This is a genomic window from Streptomyces sp. NRRL S-31, assembly GCF_000718775.1.
GTDB lineage: Bacteria > Actinomycetota > Actinomycetes > Streptomycetales > Streptomycetaceae > Streptomyces.
Genome location: NZ_JOCB01000042.1, coordinates 48,101 through 62,821, shown reverse-complemented (window position 1 = coordinate 62,821; position 14,721 = coordinate 48,101). Strand labels below are relative to the sequence as shown.

At 72.9% G+C, this 14,721-nt stretch carries 9 protein-coding genes; 1 reads left to right on the top strand and 8 read right to left on the bottom strand.

From position 1 onward, the window contains the following. On the top strand, window positions 1-3,595 hold a 3,595-nt coding region (locus IF37_RS0118295; RefSeq protein ID WP_037856716.1), incomplete at its 5' end, for a DNA methyltransferase. 337 nt (window positions 3,596-3,932) lie between these two features. Here the strand turns inward: IF37_RS0118295 and IF37_RS0118290 are convergent. The 8 genes from IF37_RS0118290 to IF37_RS0118255 all read right to left on the bottom strand — a co-directional run bounded on the left by IF37_RS0118290 (window position 3,933) and on the right by IF37_RS0118255 (window position 14,687). Beyond that, entirely contained in the window at window positions 3,933-8,021 is a 4,089-nt protein-coding gene (locus tag IF37_RS0118290; protein WP_030743489.1) for a discoidin domain-containing protein, read from the bottom strand. 518 nt (window positions 8,022-8,539) lie between these two features. Further along, window positions 8,540-9,091 carry an SRPBCC domain-containing protein gene (locus IF37_RS0118285; RefSeq protein ID WP_052845237.1) on the bottom strand — a complete coding sequence of 184 codons (552 nt, stop codon included), beginning with the start codon at window positions 9,089-9,091 and terminating at the stop codon, window positions 8,540-8,542. Between the two features lie 47 nt (window positions 9,092-9,138). Then, a complete protein-coding gene (locus IF37_RS0118280) occupies window positions 9,139-9,948 on the bottom strand; it encodes a LytTR family DNA-binding domain-containing protein (RefSeq protein ID WP_030743485.1) in 810 nt (269 codons plus the stop codon). Window positions 9,949-10,132: 184 nt separating this feature from the next. After that, window positions 10,133-11,005: a carbohydrate ABC transporter permease gene (locus IF37_RS0118275; protein ID WP_030743483.1), complete on the bottom strand. Its 873-nt coding sequence runs from the start codon at window positions 11,003-11,005 to the stop codon at window positions 10,133-10,135. Beyond that, entirely contained in the window at window positions 11,002-11,961 is a 960-nt protein-coding gene (locus IF37_RS0118270) for a carbohydrate ABC transporter permease (RefSeq protein WP_030743480.1), read from the bottom strand. The genes IF37_RS0118275 and IF37_RS0118270 overlap by 4 nt, the downstream gene beginning before the upstream one ends. Further along, window positions 11,955-13,310, bottom strand: a complete 1,356-nt coding sequence (locus IF37_RS0118265) for an extracellular solute-binding protein (protein WP_253915799.1) — start codon at window positions 13,308-13,310, stop codon at window positions 11,955-11,957. The genes IF37_RS0118270 and IF37_RS0118265 overlap by 7 nt, the downstream gene beginning before the upstream one ends. Then, window positions 13,307-14,287, bottom strand: a complete 981-nt coding sequence (locus IF37_RS0118260) for an N-acetyltransferase (RefSeq protein ID WP_052845236.1) — start codon at window positions 14,285-14,287, stop codon at window positions 13,307-13,309. The genes IF37_RS0118265 and IF37_RS0118260 overlap by 4 nt, the downstream gene beginning before the upstream one ends. Before the next feature lie 166 nt (window positions 14,288-14,453). Next, window positions 14,454-14,687, bottom strand: a complete 234-nt coding sequence (locus IF37_RS0118255; protein ID WP_030743474.1) for a hypothetical protein — start codon at window positions 14,685-14,687, stop codon at window positions 14,454-14,456. Window positions 14,688-14,721 lie beyond the last annotated feature (34 nt).

The window sequence follows — 14,721 nt, the reverse complement described above, 5'->3', positions numbered from 1 at the left end:
CTTCAGCGAGTTCGTACTCCTGTACTGCGTACTCCACGCCTCCCGCTTCGAAGTACCGGAAGGAACGGCGGCCTCCGGATGCTGGCTGGAGAAGTGGCGGACGATCGCCATCGAGTCCGGCAGCCGGGCACTGGACCACTTCCGCGACGGCGTCCAGGCCGCCCTCACCGTCCTCGGTACCGGGTTCCTCAGCCACCCGCAGAACCACAGGCTCCGGGACCGCCTGGACGTGCACGCCTTCCAGACGGCGCTGCTCCGGCTCGTCTACCGCATGATCTTCCTCTTCGTCGCCGAGGACCGGGGCGCCCTGCTCGACCCCGGGACGGACGAGCGGACCCGCGAGCGCTTCACGCGCTACTTCTCCACGGCCCGTCTGCGCCGCCACGCCCTGCGCCGCCTGGGCACCGCCCACGACGACCGCTACCGGGCCCTGGAACTGCTGATCGAGGCGCTGGGCTCCGAGGAAGGCCGCCCCGAGCTGGGCCTGAAGGGACTCGGCGGCCTCTTCAACGACACCCCCGCCGACGAGCCCCTGCGCGGCGCCCGCCTCGCCAACCGCCACCTGTTCGAAGCCGTCAAGCACCTCGCCCGGGTCCGCGACACCGGCTCCGCCCGCTGGCGGCCCGTCGACTACCTGCGCATGGGCGCCGAGGAACTCGGCTCGGTCTACGAGGCACTGCTGGAGCTGGTCCCGAAGCACAGCGTGGCCGACCGTACCTTCGAGCTGGTCGACCGCATCGGCAACGACCGCAAGAAGACCGGAAGTTACTACACCCCAGCCGCGCTCACCGAGGCCCTGCTCGACTCCACGCTCGACCCGGTGACAGACGACGCCGTCAAGCGCGGCGAACGGCGCGCGAACGCCGAGGGCCGCCCCGACCCCGCCGGCACCATCGTCGAGGAACTGCTCTCCCTCACCGTCTGCGACCCCGCCTGCGGGTCGGGCCACTTCCTCGTGGCGGCGGCCCGCCGCATCGCCAAGCGCGTCGCCGCCGTCCGCGAACGCAACCCCGAACCCACCGCCGAGGCCGTACGCCACGCCCTGCACGAGGTCGTCGCGCGCTGCGTGTACGGCGTGGACCTCAACCCCATGGCGGTGGAGCTGGCCAAGGTGTCGCTGTGGCTGGAGGCGATGGAGCCGGGCAGGCCCCTCAGCTTCCTCGACGCGCACGTCAAGCACGGCAACGGCCTGATCGGGGCGACCCCGGCCCTGATGCGGGACGGCATCCCGGACCGGGCGTTCAAGAAGGCCGAGGGCGACGACGAGGGGTGGGCCCGGCAGCTGCTCGGCCGCAACGCCCACGAACGCGAGGGCCAGGGCGGCCTGTTCGAGATCGAGACGGAGACGAAGGTGGCCAACGCCGCCTTCGCCGGTGGACTGCGCCGGATCACCGCGTCCCCGGACGGCAGCCTCGCCGAGGTCCGCCGCAAGGAGGCCGCTTACCGCGACTGGTCGGCGTCGGCCGAGTACCGGCGGGCCCTGCACCTGGCGGACGCCTGGTGCGCGGCCTTCGTCTGGGTCAAGCGCGCGGACGCGCCGCCGGCTGTCACGCACAAGGTGTTCCGCGGGTTCGAGGACCCCGAGGGCGACGCGGCCCCGCGCTCGACGCACGAGGAGATCGCGCGCCTGCGCGACCAGTACGCCTTCTTCCACTGGCACCTGGAGTTCCCCGAGATCTTCACGGTCCCGGAGGACGTGTCGGCGGACGCGGCGGGGGTCGACCCCGCGACGGGGTGGGCCGGGGGCTTCTCCTGCGTGGTGGGCAATCCGCCGTGGGACAAGGTCGACTTCGAGGACAAGAAGTACTTCAGCGTGGTCGCCCCCGAGATCGCGGAGATCTCCGGCACGGCCCGCCGTACCCGCATCACCGCGTGGGAGCGGGAGAACCCGGAGGCCGGCACGCGCTACCGGGACGCACGGCGCGCGGTCAAGGGCACGTTCCACTTCGCGGGGGACTCGGGGGTGTTCCCGCTGTGCGCGAAGGGGCTGACGGTCAAGGGAGTCAACTCCCTCCAGACGGACACCCTGTTCGCCGAGCGGATGGCCAACGTGACCGCGCCCGGGGGGCGGTTCGGTCTGATCCTGCCGACGGCGATCGCCACGGGTGCCGGATCGCAGTACCTCTTCGGTGACTTCACCCGGCGGGGTGCGCTGGCCTCGCTGTACGACTTCGAGAACCGCCGTCCGAAGTCGCCCGCGCTGCCCAGGGGCGGCAGGTGGTTCGAGAGCGTGCACCCCAGCTACAAGTTCTGCCTGCTCTCCCTCACCGGCCGGGCCGCGCGCGCGGACGCCAGCCGGGTCGGCTTCTTCCTGACCGACGTCACGGACCTGGAGGACCCGCACCGGGTGTTCGCCCTGGACCCGGAGGACCTGGCCCGGATCAACCCGAACACGGGCACCCTGCCCGTCTTCCGGACGCAGCGCGACGCGGACATCACCGCGGGCGTGTACCGGCGGCTGCCGGTGCTGTGGAACGAGGGCCGCCGGGACGGCAACCCGTGGGGCATGGCCTTCAAGCGCCTGTTCGACATGACCGACGACTCCGATCTCTTCCGGGGCCGCGAGCAGCTCGAGGCCGAGGGCTGGGAGCTGCGCGGCAACGTCTTCGAGCGGGACGGGGAGCGGATGCTGCCGCTGTACGAGGCGAAAATGGTGGACTTCTTCAACCACCGTGCCGCCGACGTGGTGAAGAGCCCGACCGCCGTCGCCCGCCAGAACCAGCCGCGGTACCTGACCACCGAGGAGCGGCAGGACCCCGCGCGGCTGGCCCTGCCGCTGAACTGGATCCAGCGGGACGGGACGGTCGCCACGCGGCGCAACGACAAGGACGTCCAGGTCAAGGGGGTCGAGCTGCGCCTCGCCGAGGAGAGGTGGGACCACGACTGGCTCTGCGGCTGGTGCGACGTCACCGCCTCGACCAACGAGCGCACCGCGATCCCGGCCTTCCTCCCGCGTACGGCCGTCGGGCACAAGTTCCCGCTGATGATGCCCCGGGTGGCGCCCGCACTGGTGGCGGCGCTGATCGCCGCCCAGTCCTCACTGGTGTTCGACTTCGTCAGCCGCCAGAAGATCGGCGGCACCAGCATGGGGCTCTTCATCTGGAAGCAGCTCCCCGTGCCGACGCCCGACGCCCTCGCACGCCATGTGCTCTTCCTCCTCCCCCGGGTGCTGGAACTCGTCCACACCGCCCACGACATGGCACCGCTCGCCCGCGACCTGGGCGACGGGGGCGCGCCGTTCCGGTGGGACGAGGAGCGCCGCGCGGGGCTGCGCGCCGAACTGGACGCGTACTTCTTCCACCTCTACGGGGTCTCGCGCGAGGACACCGAGTACGTCCTGGAGTCGTTCCGGACGGAGTCGGGCGGCCTGCGGAACAACGAGATCGCCGCGTTCGGCGAGTACCGCACCAAGCGGCTGGTCCTCGCCGCGTACGACCGCATGGCCGAAGCCGGCCTGACCTTGGAGACACCGCTCGCCGAAGGTGAGGACGGGGTCGGCGGCTACCGCTCCGCCCTCACCCCGCCCCCCGGCCACGGCCCCCGCCACGGCACGCACGCCCCCGGCCCCGCCTCGTCCGCCCCTGCGACGCCCTGACCGGTCAGCACGTCCTGCGGTGCATCGCGGGGCGACTGCCGGCGCGGCCCGGCCCCGCCCGGAGGGCATCGTGCGCTCACGGACGCGCGGACCCCGTGGCCCTCGACCCGCCGGCCTGCCGTACCGTCGTCGGCCTCTTCCCCCGTCCGGCCCGTGCCGTGCACGGGAGGACCCCGTCTGCGTCCCGCATGCACCGCCGTCCTGGGCACGGGTCGGCACGACGGCCGAGGAGACGAGCCGGCCGCCTGCGAGCCGGCCAGGCGCCGGAGCCCCCTCGCGGTGGACCCCGGCACCGCGGCGCTCCCCCCTCCCGGCGGCCTGCCCGGTGCCGGGCCGCTCAGCCGCGCAGCGTCGTGACCGGGCTGTTGTACGCCTCCGCCGTCAGCACCGGGTGCCGTGTCGAACAGGCCCCCTTCGGCCAGGACAGCCGGACGGTCCGGGACTCGCCGGGCAGCAGCCACAGATAGTTGTCGCTGTACAGCGTCGGCAGCACCCGTCGGCCGTGCGCGTCCTCCAGCAGCGACAGCCGGACCATGGCGGCCACCACCGACCCCTGGTTGCGGATCACCGCCGTCAGCTCCTGACGGTCGCCGGAACGCGACCACCGGGTGATCGCACCCGTGAGCTTCACCTGCTTCGCCTTGTTCAGCCCGCGCAGCGCGGCGGCCTCGCGGTAGCGCCAGTAGGTGTTCCGCGACAGCTCCCCGCCGTGCGAGTCCTCCAGTGTCAGCCGCAGCAGGTGCAGGTCCGGCAGGCCGTCCGTCCACGCGGCGGTGAACGCCTCGGCAGTGGCCGCCCGTTCCACGTCCACCCGGGCCGTCCTGCTCCCACCGAGCTGCCGGCCGGACAGGTCGTACAACCGGGCGGTGACGGTGGCGCCCCGCAGGTCCGCCGACGTGTGGTTCACCGCGATGACCCGCCACTTCACCGGATCGGCCTGCACGTGCAGCGGCTCGCAGGCCGAACGCGCGCCATAGTAGGTGCCGTTGACGTCGAAGTCGTAGTCGTACGTCTGCCAGACCGTGCTGTGCCAGGCCGGGTGGGACATCCACAGCATCAGACCGGAGGCGTTGTCCCACAGGTTGGCGTTCCACGCCTCGAACATGGCCCGCGTGTTCTCGTAGTTGACGAACTGCGCCTTGCGTGCGAAGTCGTCCAGGTCGCCGCACTCGCCCAGGCGGGCCTCCACGGCGGCCTTGTAGTTCTGCGGCGCCTGGTTCCCGCGCTCGCTCCAGTCGTGGTAGTACCACGCACCCCGGATCGGCCACTCCGGCTCGTCGCCCGTCATGCTGCGGGTGCTCGCCGCGGTGGAGACGACGGGCATGCCGATCTCGGTGTGGAAGCCGAAGTCACGGCTGCCGTACGTCATCGGGTCGAAGTACTTCTCCGGCTCCACCCAGCCGTAGGGGCCGCCGCCCGTGATGATGCCGCCCGCCGAGTTGTTCTGGTAGAGCACGCCGGGCGCCTGCTGCTCCACCGCCTCGCGCATCCCCTTGTCGATGGCGGCCGGGGGATTGCCCTCGTTCGCTCCGCACCAGACCACCACGGACGGGTGGATGCGGTACCGCAGTACCGTGTCCCGGGCGATCGCGTTGAAGGCGTCGTGGTCCGGCGGGTCCATGCCCCACGCGTTGGGGAAGTCGTTCCACACCAGGATGCCGTGCCGGTCGCAGGCGGCGAAGAATTCCTCCCGGTCGCTGCTGCCGACCCAGTTCCGGATCATGGTGAAGTTCATGTCCCGGTGCATCCGCACCGCCGCGTCCATGCGCTCCGCCGGCATCCGGCGCAGCAGTTCGTCCCAGCCCCAGTTGCCGCCGCGCGCCAGCACGCGCACGCCGTTGACGCTGATCTTCAGCGGGTCCGGCATGTTGGAAACCGACTTCACGTCGGTCCAGTGGTCGCCGTCGTCGGACACCTGGATGGTGTACGTCTTCGGGTACGCGGTCTCCCAGACGACGGCGACGCGGTCGAACGTCCGCGAGGAGCCGAGGTCCACCTGGATCCACTGGTGGTCCTCGTAGGCGGACGACCAGCGGGTGTCCGGGTTACCGTCGGTGGCGTTCGACGCCGGGTGGTCGGACTCCTCCGTGGAGGCGGTGGCCTGCCGGTGCAGCGCGAGGTCGATGCCGGGGTCACTGCGGTCGACGACGGAGAACGACCACAGCGAATTGCCCCAACTGGTGTGGCGCAGACCGCAACCGAGCCGGACGAAGCGCGCGGTCCGCCGGTCGATGTCCTCGATCCGGAGGCTGGCGTTGCCGTTGTTGAACGGCAACGGCACCGCTCCGTTGTCCACCGACTTCACGTCGGTCCAGTCCGAGCCGTTCGAGGAGACCTGGACCACGAAGGTCTTCGCGTACGCCTGCTCCCAGGTGAGGTCGACCCGGTCGAAGGACTGGACGGCGCCGAGGTCGACGCTGATCCACTGGTCGTCCTCGTAGGCGGACGACCAGCGGGTGCCGGCGTCACCGTCGGTGGCGTTGGCCGCGCCGTTGCCGTCCTGATCGGTGCTCGACGCCTCGGCGCGGGCGTGCAGCGCGAGGTCGGTGCCCGGCCGGGTGCTGTCCCCGACGGACAGGGCCCACAGGGAGCTGCCCCAGGAGGTCGCCCGCGTCAGGCAGCGGATGCGGACGAACCGGGCCTGCTGCCGGTCGAAGCTCACGGTCTGCGTGCAGGCGTCGCCGGACGCGCCGAACGCGAGCGGAACGTCGTACTCGTAGCCGAACTGACGGATGCCGAACCGGGTGGTGCGCCGGTCGCTCTCCTGGCCGCCCGCCGAGGCGGTGAGGGTCAGGTCGTACAGGTGGGCCTCGCCCAGGCCGTTCGGCCACCACAGTCGGGCGTCGCGCAGCCTCAACTGGCCGAAGGCGTCCGGTGCGAAGACGACGTCCAGGCTCTCGCCCGCCTTCACGGTGACGGTCCTCGACACCCGCACCCCGTCGAAGGCGGCCGTGACCGTCGCCTCGTGGTCGGCGGTGTCCGCGTTGCGCACCGGCACCACGATGGTCAACTCGGCCACCGACACGTCCGGGAGCGCGGGCAGCACTGTGGTCACGCGGGGGTCCCCGATGACGACGTGACCGGTCGACCTCAGCCGCACGTGGTTCCAGATGCCCGCGGCGCGGTCGCGTACGGCCGGCATCCAGTCCCAGCCCGACGACGCCAGGTACGTCGGGGAGTTGCGGTTCATCCTGTCCGCGCCGGCGTCCACCCAGGACTCGCCCGACGGACCCTTGTCACCGGGGCTGCCGGGGACCGGCATCGGAGTGATCTGCACCGCGAGGGCGTTCTCGCCGCTGCCGGTGAGCTGCCGGGTGACGTCGAAGGCGGCACGGGCGAACGCGTACGTCAGATCACCGACCCGCTTGCCGTTGAGCCACACATCGGCCTTGTGGTTGACGCCGTCGAACTCCAGCCAGACGTGCCGGCCGGCGCCGGTGCGCAGACCTCGCGGCAGCGCGAAGTCCCGCTTGTACCACCAGGAGTGGCGCGACAGCGCCTCCGGTATGTGCAGATTGTTCAGACCCGCCACCGGATCGGGCAGCTTGCCCTGCTCCACGAGCGAGGCCAGCACCGTGCCGGGAACGGTCGCGGGCAGCCAGCCGCTGGTGTCCACGGACGCCGTCGACAGTCCGGCGCCGTCCGCGCCGGCCCAGTCGTCCATGGTCAGCCGCCAGCCCGACTCCACGGGCACGGTCCCGTCGTCGGCGACCGTGAGCGCCGGTGCCTCGTCGTGCCGGGTGCCCCAGTCGGTCCAACCGGTGGCCCCGGGACGGTGGCCCGCAGCGGTGCCGTACACCTCGAAGCCGTTGAGGCCGAGGGGCAGGGCGCTGGAGCGCTTGCGCGAGGTCATGCGCACCCAGCGCGCGGACTCCGGGCGGGGGAGCTGGATGTCCACGACGCCACCGGTTCCGGCCGTGGTGCTGTACACCGTGGTCCAGGACGCGCCGTCCACGGACGTCTCGACCACGAAGACCAGCGAGAAGCTCGACTGGATCTCGTCACCGGTGGTGCCGCTGTGCACGTTGCCGGTGGTGGGCGGCGTGTACACCGGGTCGGAGGCGTCGGCCTCGAAGGTGAGGCGGACCCGCGTGACGTCACAGGGCGCCTGGAGGTCCACGGATATCCACTGCGGATCGCCGTCCTCGGCACGCCAGCCGCTGCCCCGGACGCCGGGGGAGGAGAGACGGTCGACCACGAAGGAGCCGGGGGTGGCGGCGTAGGCCGTCGAAGAGACCGCGACAGGCCGGTGGAGCGCCAGCTCACCGGGGGTGGCGGCGGAGCCCGCCGGCGTGCCGTCGGGCGCTGCGACGGCGGTCGCCGCGGGAAGCGCGGAGCCGAGGCCGAATCCGGCCAGCAGGGTGGTACCCGTGGTGACGATGGCCCGTCGCGACGGATGGCGCGACGGACCCGACTGATCTGTCATGAGCTTGACGTCCCATCAAAAAGCAGTGCGGTCCGGACCTCGTCGGGCCTGCCGCGGTATGCATGACAACGTTGCCAAAGGCTCGATCGCGTAGTGGCTCATGTCAACCCCTGGTAAGAGAATCGGTTTCCGGTCGTTTCCGTCGCCCTTTCGCGTGTCCTCGTGGATCGTGGCGGTAGCGAACACGTAAAGCGCGCGGTCGACGACCCGTGGGCATGTCGGACGGAACGGGTCCCGCCGCGCGGGTGCCGTGCGGGCGCGGGCCGCGGAACGGGCTCCTGCGTCCGATGTTCCCGCCGGGCCCCGTGCGTGGCGTGCGGCCCGGCGGCCGGCGGTGGCGAGGCAGAGCCGACGCTCGCCGTGCGTTCCTCCGCGGGGAAATTGCACCTGCGACCGGTGGCGGACCGGTCCGGGAGAACACGAGAAGTCCGGCGTGGGCATACTTCCCTACCCTCCGGCCGGTGTCCGCCGCGCGGGGTCGTCCGGCCGGCGAGGTGCCGGGCGAGCCGTCGTACTGGCTAGGGCCGTGCCGGGTCTCGGTGGCGGTTCGGGTTCACCACCGTGGTCAGGCCGTTGAGCAGGAGGCGGGTGCCGCCGCGCAGGTGGGCGGCGTCGTCGGCGCCGTCTCCCGTGGGCACCAGCCAGGTGTACTGCTCGGTCCAGGTCAGACGGGAACCGGCGGGCTCGTCGGCCAGTTCGACGGTGACGAGGGAGATCCAGCGGCGGGTGCCGTCCACCTCGGCCTCGTAGACGTACACGATCCGGGAGTCCGGGACGATGTCCAGGAACCGGGAGCGGTAGGCGAGGCGCTCCTCGGTGTCGCCGGAGACGAAGACGTTGCGGGCGCGCTCGCCGCCGCCGGTCCGGAAGTCCAGCGCGTGCTCGGCGGTGGCGGACGCGCCGGGGAGCCGGAACCAGCGGCCGCGCAGGGACGGGTCGGCGAACCCGCGGAAGACCTCGGCCCGGGGCACCGTGAAGTCGAGGTCGACCGAGAAGGAGCCGTGCCGCGCGGGGAGCGGCGGACCGGCGGGGCCCTCCGTCCCGGTCCGTGAGAGGTGACCAGCGTCCATGCCGCGCAACCTAACACGGCACCGACTCGCCTGACGGACACGGAGGTTCAGCGGGTGCGGCCCGCCGCGCGACCGGTCAGCAGGTCCCGTAGTTCGCGGGCGTTGCGGCGGCTCACGGCCAGCGTCGTGTCACCGATCCGCACGGTCAGGTTGCCGCCCTCCACGCGGAGTTCCTCGATCCGGCCGAGGGCGACGAGCCGGCTGCGGTGGATGCGTACGAAGCCGTGCGCGCGCCACTGCTCCTCCAGCGCGGACAGCGGTGTCCGCACCAGATGGCTGCCCCGGCCGGTGTGCAGCCGCGCGTAGTCGCCCTGTGCCTCGACATGGGTGATGTCGGCCAGCGGCACGAACCGGGTCACCCCGCCCAGCTCGACGGGGACCTGGTCGCCGACGGCGGACAGCGCGGGCGCGGGCTCCCGGGGCGCGGCCGGGCGGGGCCCCTGCCCGGCCCGGACCAGCTCGGCGACCCGCCGTACGGCCTCGGCGAACCGCTCCTTGCGGAGCGGCTTGAGCAGGTAGTCCACCGCCTTGAGGTCGAAGGCGCGCACGGCGAAGTCCTCGTACGCGGTGACGAAGACGATCAGCGGTGGGGCCGGGAACCCGCCGAGCAGCCGGGCCAGTTCGAGCCCGCTGAGGCCCGGCATGTCGATGTCCAGGAAGACGACGTCGAACCCCTCCGTGCCGTCCGGGTCCCGCGCGTCGGCCCGGCGCAGCCGGTGCAGCGCCTCGGTGGCCTCCAGCGCGGGCACGGCCGTGCCGACCCGCGGGTCCTCCCCCAGCAGGTACAGCAGCTCGTCCAGCGCGGGCTGCTCGTCGTCCACGGCCAGGACGCGCAAGGGCACGTCGGTCACCCCCATGTCCGGCGGCTCCTTCCGTGCTAGGACCTGTCGTCGAACGCCCGCCTGCCTCGCGGCGGACGGCGGGAGTTTGCCGACATGACCTAGCCGCTCCCCCATGGTGGTCCCGGCGGACGCCGCCGTCGAGATCGCGGGCCGTGGTGTGTCCCGCCCGTGACCCGCTCGTGTCGTGCGCGGTGCCCGGCTACTTGAGGCCGCTGAGCATGACGCCGCGGACGTAGTGCTTCTGCATCAGCAGGAAGAGGACCAGCACGGGCAGCACGCTCAGGACGAGACCGGCCATGACCACGGGCGTCGTGCGGGCCGGGTCGACGTGGTCCTGGAGGAGCTGGATGCCGACCGGCAGGGTCATCACGTCCGGGTCGGCGGTCGAGACGAGCAGCGCCCAGATGTACTCGTTCCAGGCGTCGACGAAGGTCAGCAGCCCGAGGGTGAGCAGCACCGGCTTGGTCTGCGGCAGCACGATCCGCCACCACACGGCGAACTCGCCGGCCCCGTCGATGCGCGCGGCCTCCAGCACCTCGTCCGGGAGGGAGACCAGGAACTGGCGGGTCAGGAAGATCCCGAAGCCGCTGACGAGGAACGGCAGGGCGAGCGCCACGACGCTGGCGGTCAGGCCCGCGCCGCCGCGCCCGGTCAGGTCGTTGCCGCCGGCCAGCGGCCAGTGCACCAGGATCAGGAAGTGCGGGATCAGGAAGAGGAACGGCGGGAACATCATCGTCGACAGCACCAGGCGGAAGACGAGGTCGCGGCCGGGGAAGCGGAGTTTGGCGAGGGCGTAGCCGGCCAGTGACGAGGTGAGCAGCACGGAGCCGGTGATCAGGGTGGTGGCGACGACGCTGTTGCGGAAGAGCACCGGCAGGTCGAGCTGGTGGATCGCCGCCCGGTAGTTGGCCGGGTCGAACGCCTCGGGCAGGAACCGGTACGGCAGCGTGCCGAACTCGCCGGGGCCCTTGAAGGACGTCATCACCATGTCGAGGAACGGCACCACCGTGAGCACGGCGCCGACCGCCACCACCAGGTACGACGGCCAGGGCGGACGGCCGCGGCGCCTCACGCGTCCTCCCCCTTGCGCCGGAAGACCCACAGCTGTGCCAGGGTGACCAGGAGGACGTCCGTGAACAGCACGAAGGCGGCGGCGCTCGCCGTCCCCCAGTCGCCGTGGCCGAAGGCCCGCCGGTACATCTCCAGTCCGGCCACGTTCGTCGCGTCGCCGGGCCCGCCCCGGGTCATCACGGTGATCAGCGCGAACGACTGGAGGCCGGTGAGGAACTGGGTGACGCACACGAACAGCAGGGCCGGCCGCAGCAGCGGGAGGGTGATCCGGAGGAAGACGGTGCCGGGCCCGGCGCCGTCCAGCTCGGCGGCCTCGTAGTACGACTCGGGGAGGGCCTTCAGCCCGGCGGTCAGGACGAGGATCGCCGAGCCGAGCGAGGCCCACGCCTGGACCACCACGACCGAGGGCAGCGCGGTGTCCGGGTCCTGGAGGAACGCCACCGAGCCGAGTCCGAGGGCGTTGAGGACGCCGTTGACCAGTCCGCCCGGCTCGTACATGTACTTCCATACGTTGCCGACGGCGACGACGGTGGTGACGATCGGCAGGAAGTACAGGGTGCGCCACAGCCCCGGGAAGCGCAGCCGCTCGACGCAGGTGGCGACGAGCAGGGCGCCGGCGAGCGCGAGGACCACGGTGCCCACGGCGAACAGCAGGGTGTTGGTGAGCACCGGCACCAGGAACGTCGATCCGGTGGCGAAGAGCGCGGTGAAGTTGTCCAGGCCGACCGGCTGGATGTCACCGAGGTCGAAGCCGGTCCAGCGGGACGTCGACAGCAGCAGCGCGAAGCCGAGCGGCAGCAGGAGGAAGACGGCGAAGAACAGCAGCGCCGGGGCGAGGAAGAGGTAGGCGACGACCGTCTGCCGGTGCCGGGCGCGGCTTCGGGCCCGGGCGGCGGGCGCGGTGGGCCGCGGGCCGTCCGTCCGCTCGGCCGTCTCCGGCGCCAGGGTGCTCACCATGACCGCGCCACCTCCTGGTCGACCTGCCGGCGGGTGGTGCGCAGCGCCTCGTCGACCGACTGCTGGCCGGTCCACAGCGCCTCGATGTTCTTGCGCAGCAGCTCCTTGGCCCGCTGTGCGCCCGGGACGTTCGGTTCCGGCACCGCGTACGCCAGCGCGTCCAGGAACGGGCGCAGGTTCGGGTCGCTGCCCGCGCCGAGGAGGGCGCGCATGTCGTCGGCGCGGGCGGTCAGGGAGCCGGCCGACACCTGGAGGGTGCTCATCCGGGTCGCCGTCCGGCCCTTCGGGCCCGTCTTGCGGGTGTTGAGCCAGCGCAGGAAGTCCCAGGCCGCGCCCGGGTGCCGGCTGGCCGTGTTGACGCCCAGCATGAAGCCGGTGGAGAGGGTGGCGCGGCGGTCGCCCGCCCGGGGGACGGGCACGGGGGCCACGCGGACGTCGCGGTAGTCGCGGCCCATCAGGGGCTTGAGGCTGCCGGTCCACCAGCCCGCGCCGATCACCATGGCGACCCGCCCGGAGGGGAACGCCTGGTAGACGTTGACGCCGGGGTCGCTCGCGCCGCCCGCGACCAGGCGGTGTTCCAGCGCGAACACGGCCCGTCCGGCCGCCGAGTCGATGGCGGTGCCGGTGCCGGTTCCCGTGCCGTCCACGGTGACGAACCGTCCGCCGGCGGCGTTGAGCAGGGCGAGTGTCTGGCCGACGGTGGTGGAGTCGTCGTAGGCGGACAGGCCGAACCCCTGGACCAGCGTGTTGCCGTACCGGTCCCGCCGGGTGGTGCGCCGTGCCGCCTCCTCCAGCTCCGGCCAGGTGTGCGGCGGTCCGTCGACGCCGGCCGCGCGCAGCAGCCGCTCGTTGTAGTAGAGGGCGTACGTCTGGGCCTCGGTGGGATAGCCGTAGACGGTGCCGCCCACCGAGGCGGCGGCGACCGCGGCCGGGCCGTAGCCGCGCCGGATGTCCTCGGCGTGTCCGGGCGGCGCGGGCCGCAGGACGCCGGCCCGGACGAGCTGGCCGCTCCACAGGCAGTACGGGTGGAGGATGTCGGCGCCCCGGCCCGCGGCCTGCCGGACCATGTACGTGGTCAGCAGGTCCGCGAAGTCGACGGCCTCCGTGCGCACCTTGACCCGGTCGTGCGTGGCGTTCCACTCGTCGACCGGTGCCTGGAGGGCCTCGCGGAGCGTGCCGCTGGCGTAGTGGGAGAGCAGGGTGAGGACGATCGGGTCCCCGGGGCGTCCGGTGCCCCGGTGGGGCGCGGCGCAGCCGGCGGTGAGCAGTGCGGAGGACAGCGCGAGCACGAGGCGGCGGCTCGGGCGGCCGTACGGTGCGCCGGTCCGGTCGCGGTGGGCCGGGGTCACCGGGCGGTCTCCCGGCGCAGGACGCGGAAGACCCGGGTGGTGCGGAACCCGGCCGCGCGGTACAGGTGGCCGGCCGGGGACCGCTCGCCGGTCCACAGGAACCACGCGCAGTGCGCGCCGCGGGCCCGCATCCGCTCCAGGACCAGGTGGAGCAGCACCTTGCCGAGCCCGGTGCCGCGCGCCTCCTCCAGCACGCCGAACGGGCCGAACCGCTCGACGGCCGCCTCGTACGCGCCGTGCATCGCCCAGCCGGCCAGCCGGCCGGAGGGGTCGCGGGCGGTGACGATCCGGTCGAGGGGGGTGCCGGCGGCCAGGCACTCCCGGATCGCGCGCGCCCAGTCCGGGTGGAAGTGGCAGCCGGCGAGCGCGACCAGCTCCACCAGGTCGTCGTCGGACGGGGTGGTGAAGCGGTGGCCCCGGGCCGTGAGCGTGTCCCGGAGGTGCGCGACCTCGTCCGGGACGCGGTAGCCGACGAGGCCGCGGTCCATCGCGGCGGCCTCGTACAGGGTGCGGAAGCCCAGGGAGGCCAGGAGCGCGGCGGCCTGCGGGTACGCCTCGGCGTCCAGGCCCGGCAGGACGTAGTGGGGGGTGTACGAGGCGAAGTCCACCCGGGTGCGGCCGTGGCCGTGCAGCCAGTCGAGGGCGTCGGTGAGCAGCCGGCGGCCGAGGCCGCGCCCGCGGGCGCCGGGGTCGACGAAGAAGAACGGGATCCAGCCCTGTTCCGGCTCCAGGTCGGTGCCGGCCATCGGGGTCAGCCGGCGCACCGCGTAGGCGGCGCCGACGACCCGGTCGCCGTCGACGGCGACCCTCAGTCCGTCGGGATCGAAGTTGGCGTCGAGCAGCACCAGCGAGCGGAAGCGGTCGGGGGTGAGGCAGTCGGCCGGCGCGGCGCGGCGCCACGCCTCCACCACTTGTGGTCCGTCGCCCGTGCGGAAGCCACGGATACCGGTCCGGGAGGTCGTCGTGAGGTCGGTCATCGGCGGGTGCGTCCTTCCTTGGCGCGGGTTCGCCGGGCGCGGCGGCGGGGCCGGCGGTCTCAGGCGTAGAGCGGTGCCTCGTGGCCGGCCCGGCGGCCGGGCGGCTAGGTCCTGTCGTCAAACTCCCGCCTGCCTCGGGCGGACGGCGGGAGTTTGACGACAGGACCTAGGGCGGCGCGCACGGCGGCAGCGGGTCCTCGCCCGCGTCGACGGCGTGCCGCAGCCGGTCGGGCCCCCGCCGCGCGCCGGCCGCCGGCGACGCGGGCGCGGCCGGGCCGAGGTCGGGCAGGACGCCGGTGTGGTTGGTCACCGGTCCGGGCCGGCCGGGCCCGGCGAGCCCGGGTGCCGCGTGCGGGCGCGCGATCCCGGGCGTCACCGCGCCCCGGGCGTGCTGGCTCATCCTCTGCCCCCGTCTGCCGGTGACCTCTCGGAAC

Bases quoted from the DNA above. Each gene is read 5' to 3' on its own strand.
- IF37_RS0118290 (WP_030743489.1), bottom strand. From the start codon at position 8,021: ATGACAGATCAGTCGGGTCCGTCGCGCCATCCGTCGCGACGGGCCATC.
- IF37_RS0118255 (WP_030743474.1), bottom strand. From the start codon at position 14,687: ATGAGCCAGCACGCCCGGGGCGCGGTGACGCCCGGGATCGCGCGCCCG.
- IF37_RS0118285 (WP_052845237.1), bottom strand. From the start codon at position 9,091: ATGGACGCTGGTCACCTCTCACGGACCGGGACGGAGGGCCCCGCCGGT.
- IF37_RS0118280 (WP_030743485.1), bottom strand. From the start codon at position 9,948: ATGGGGGTGACCGACGTGCCCTTGCGCGTCCTGGCCGTGGACGACGAG.
- IF37_RS0118260 (WP_052845236.1), bottom strand. From the start codon at position 14,287: ATGACCGACCTCACGACGACCTCCCGGACCGGTATCCGTGGCTTCCGC.
- IF37_RS0118270 (WP_030743480.1), bottom strand. From the start codon at position 11,961: ATGGTGAGCACCCTGGCGCCGGAGACGGCCGAGCGGACGGACGGCCCG.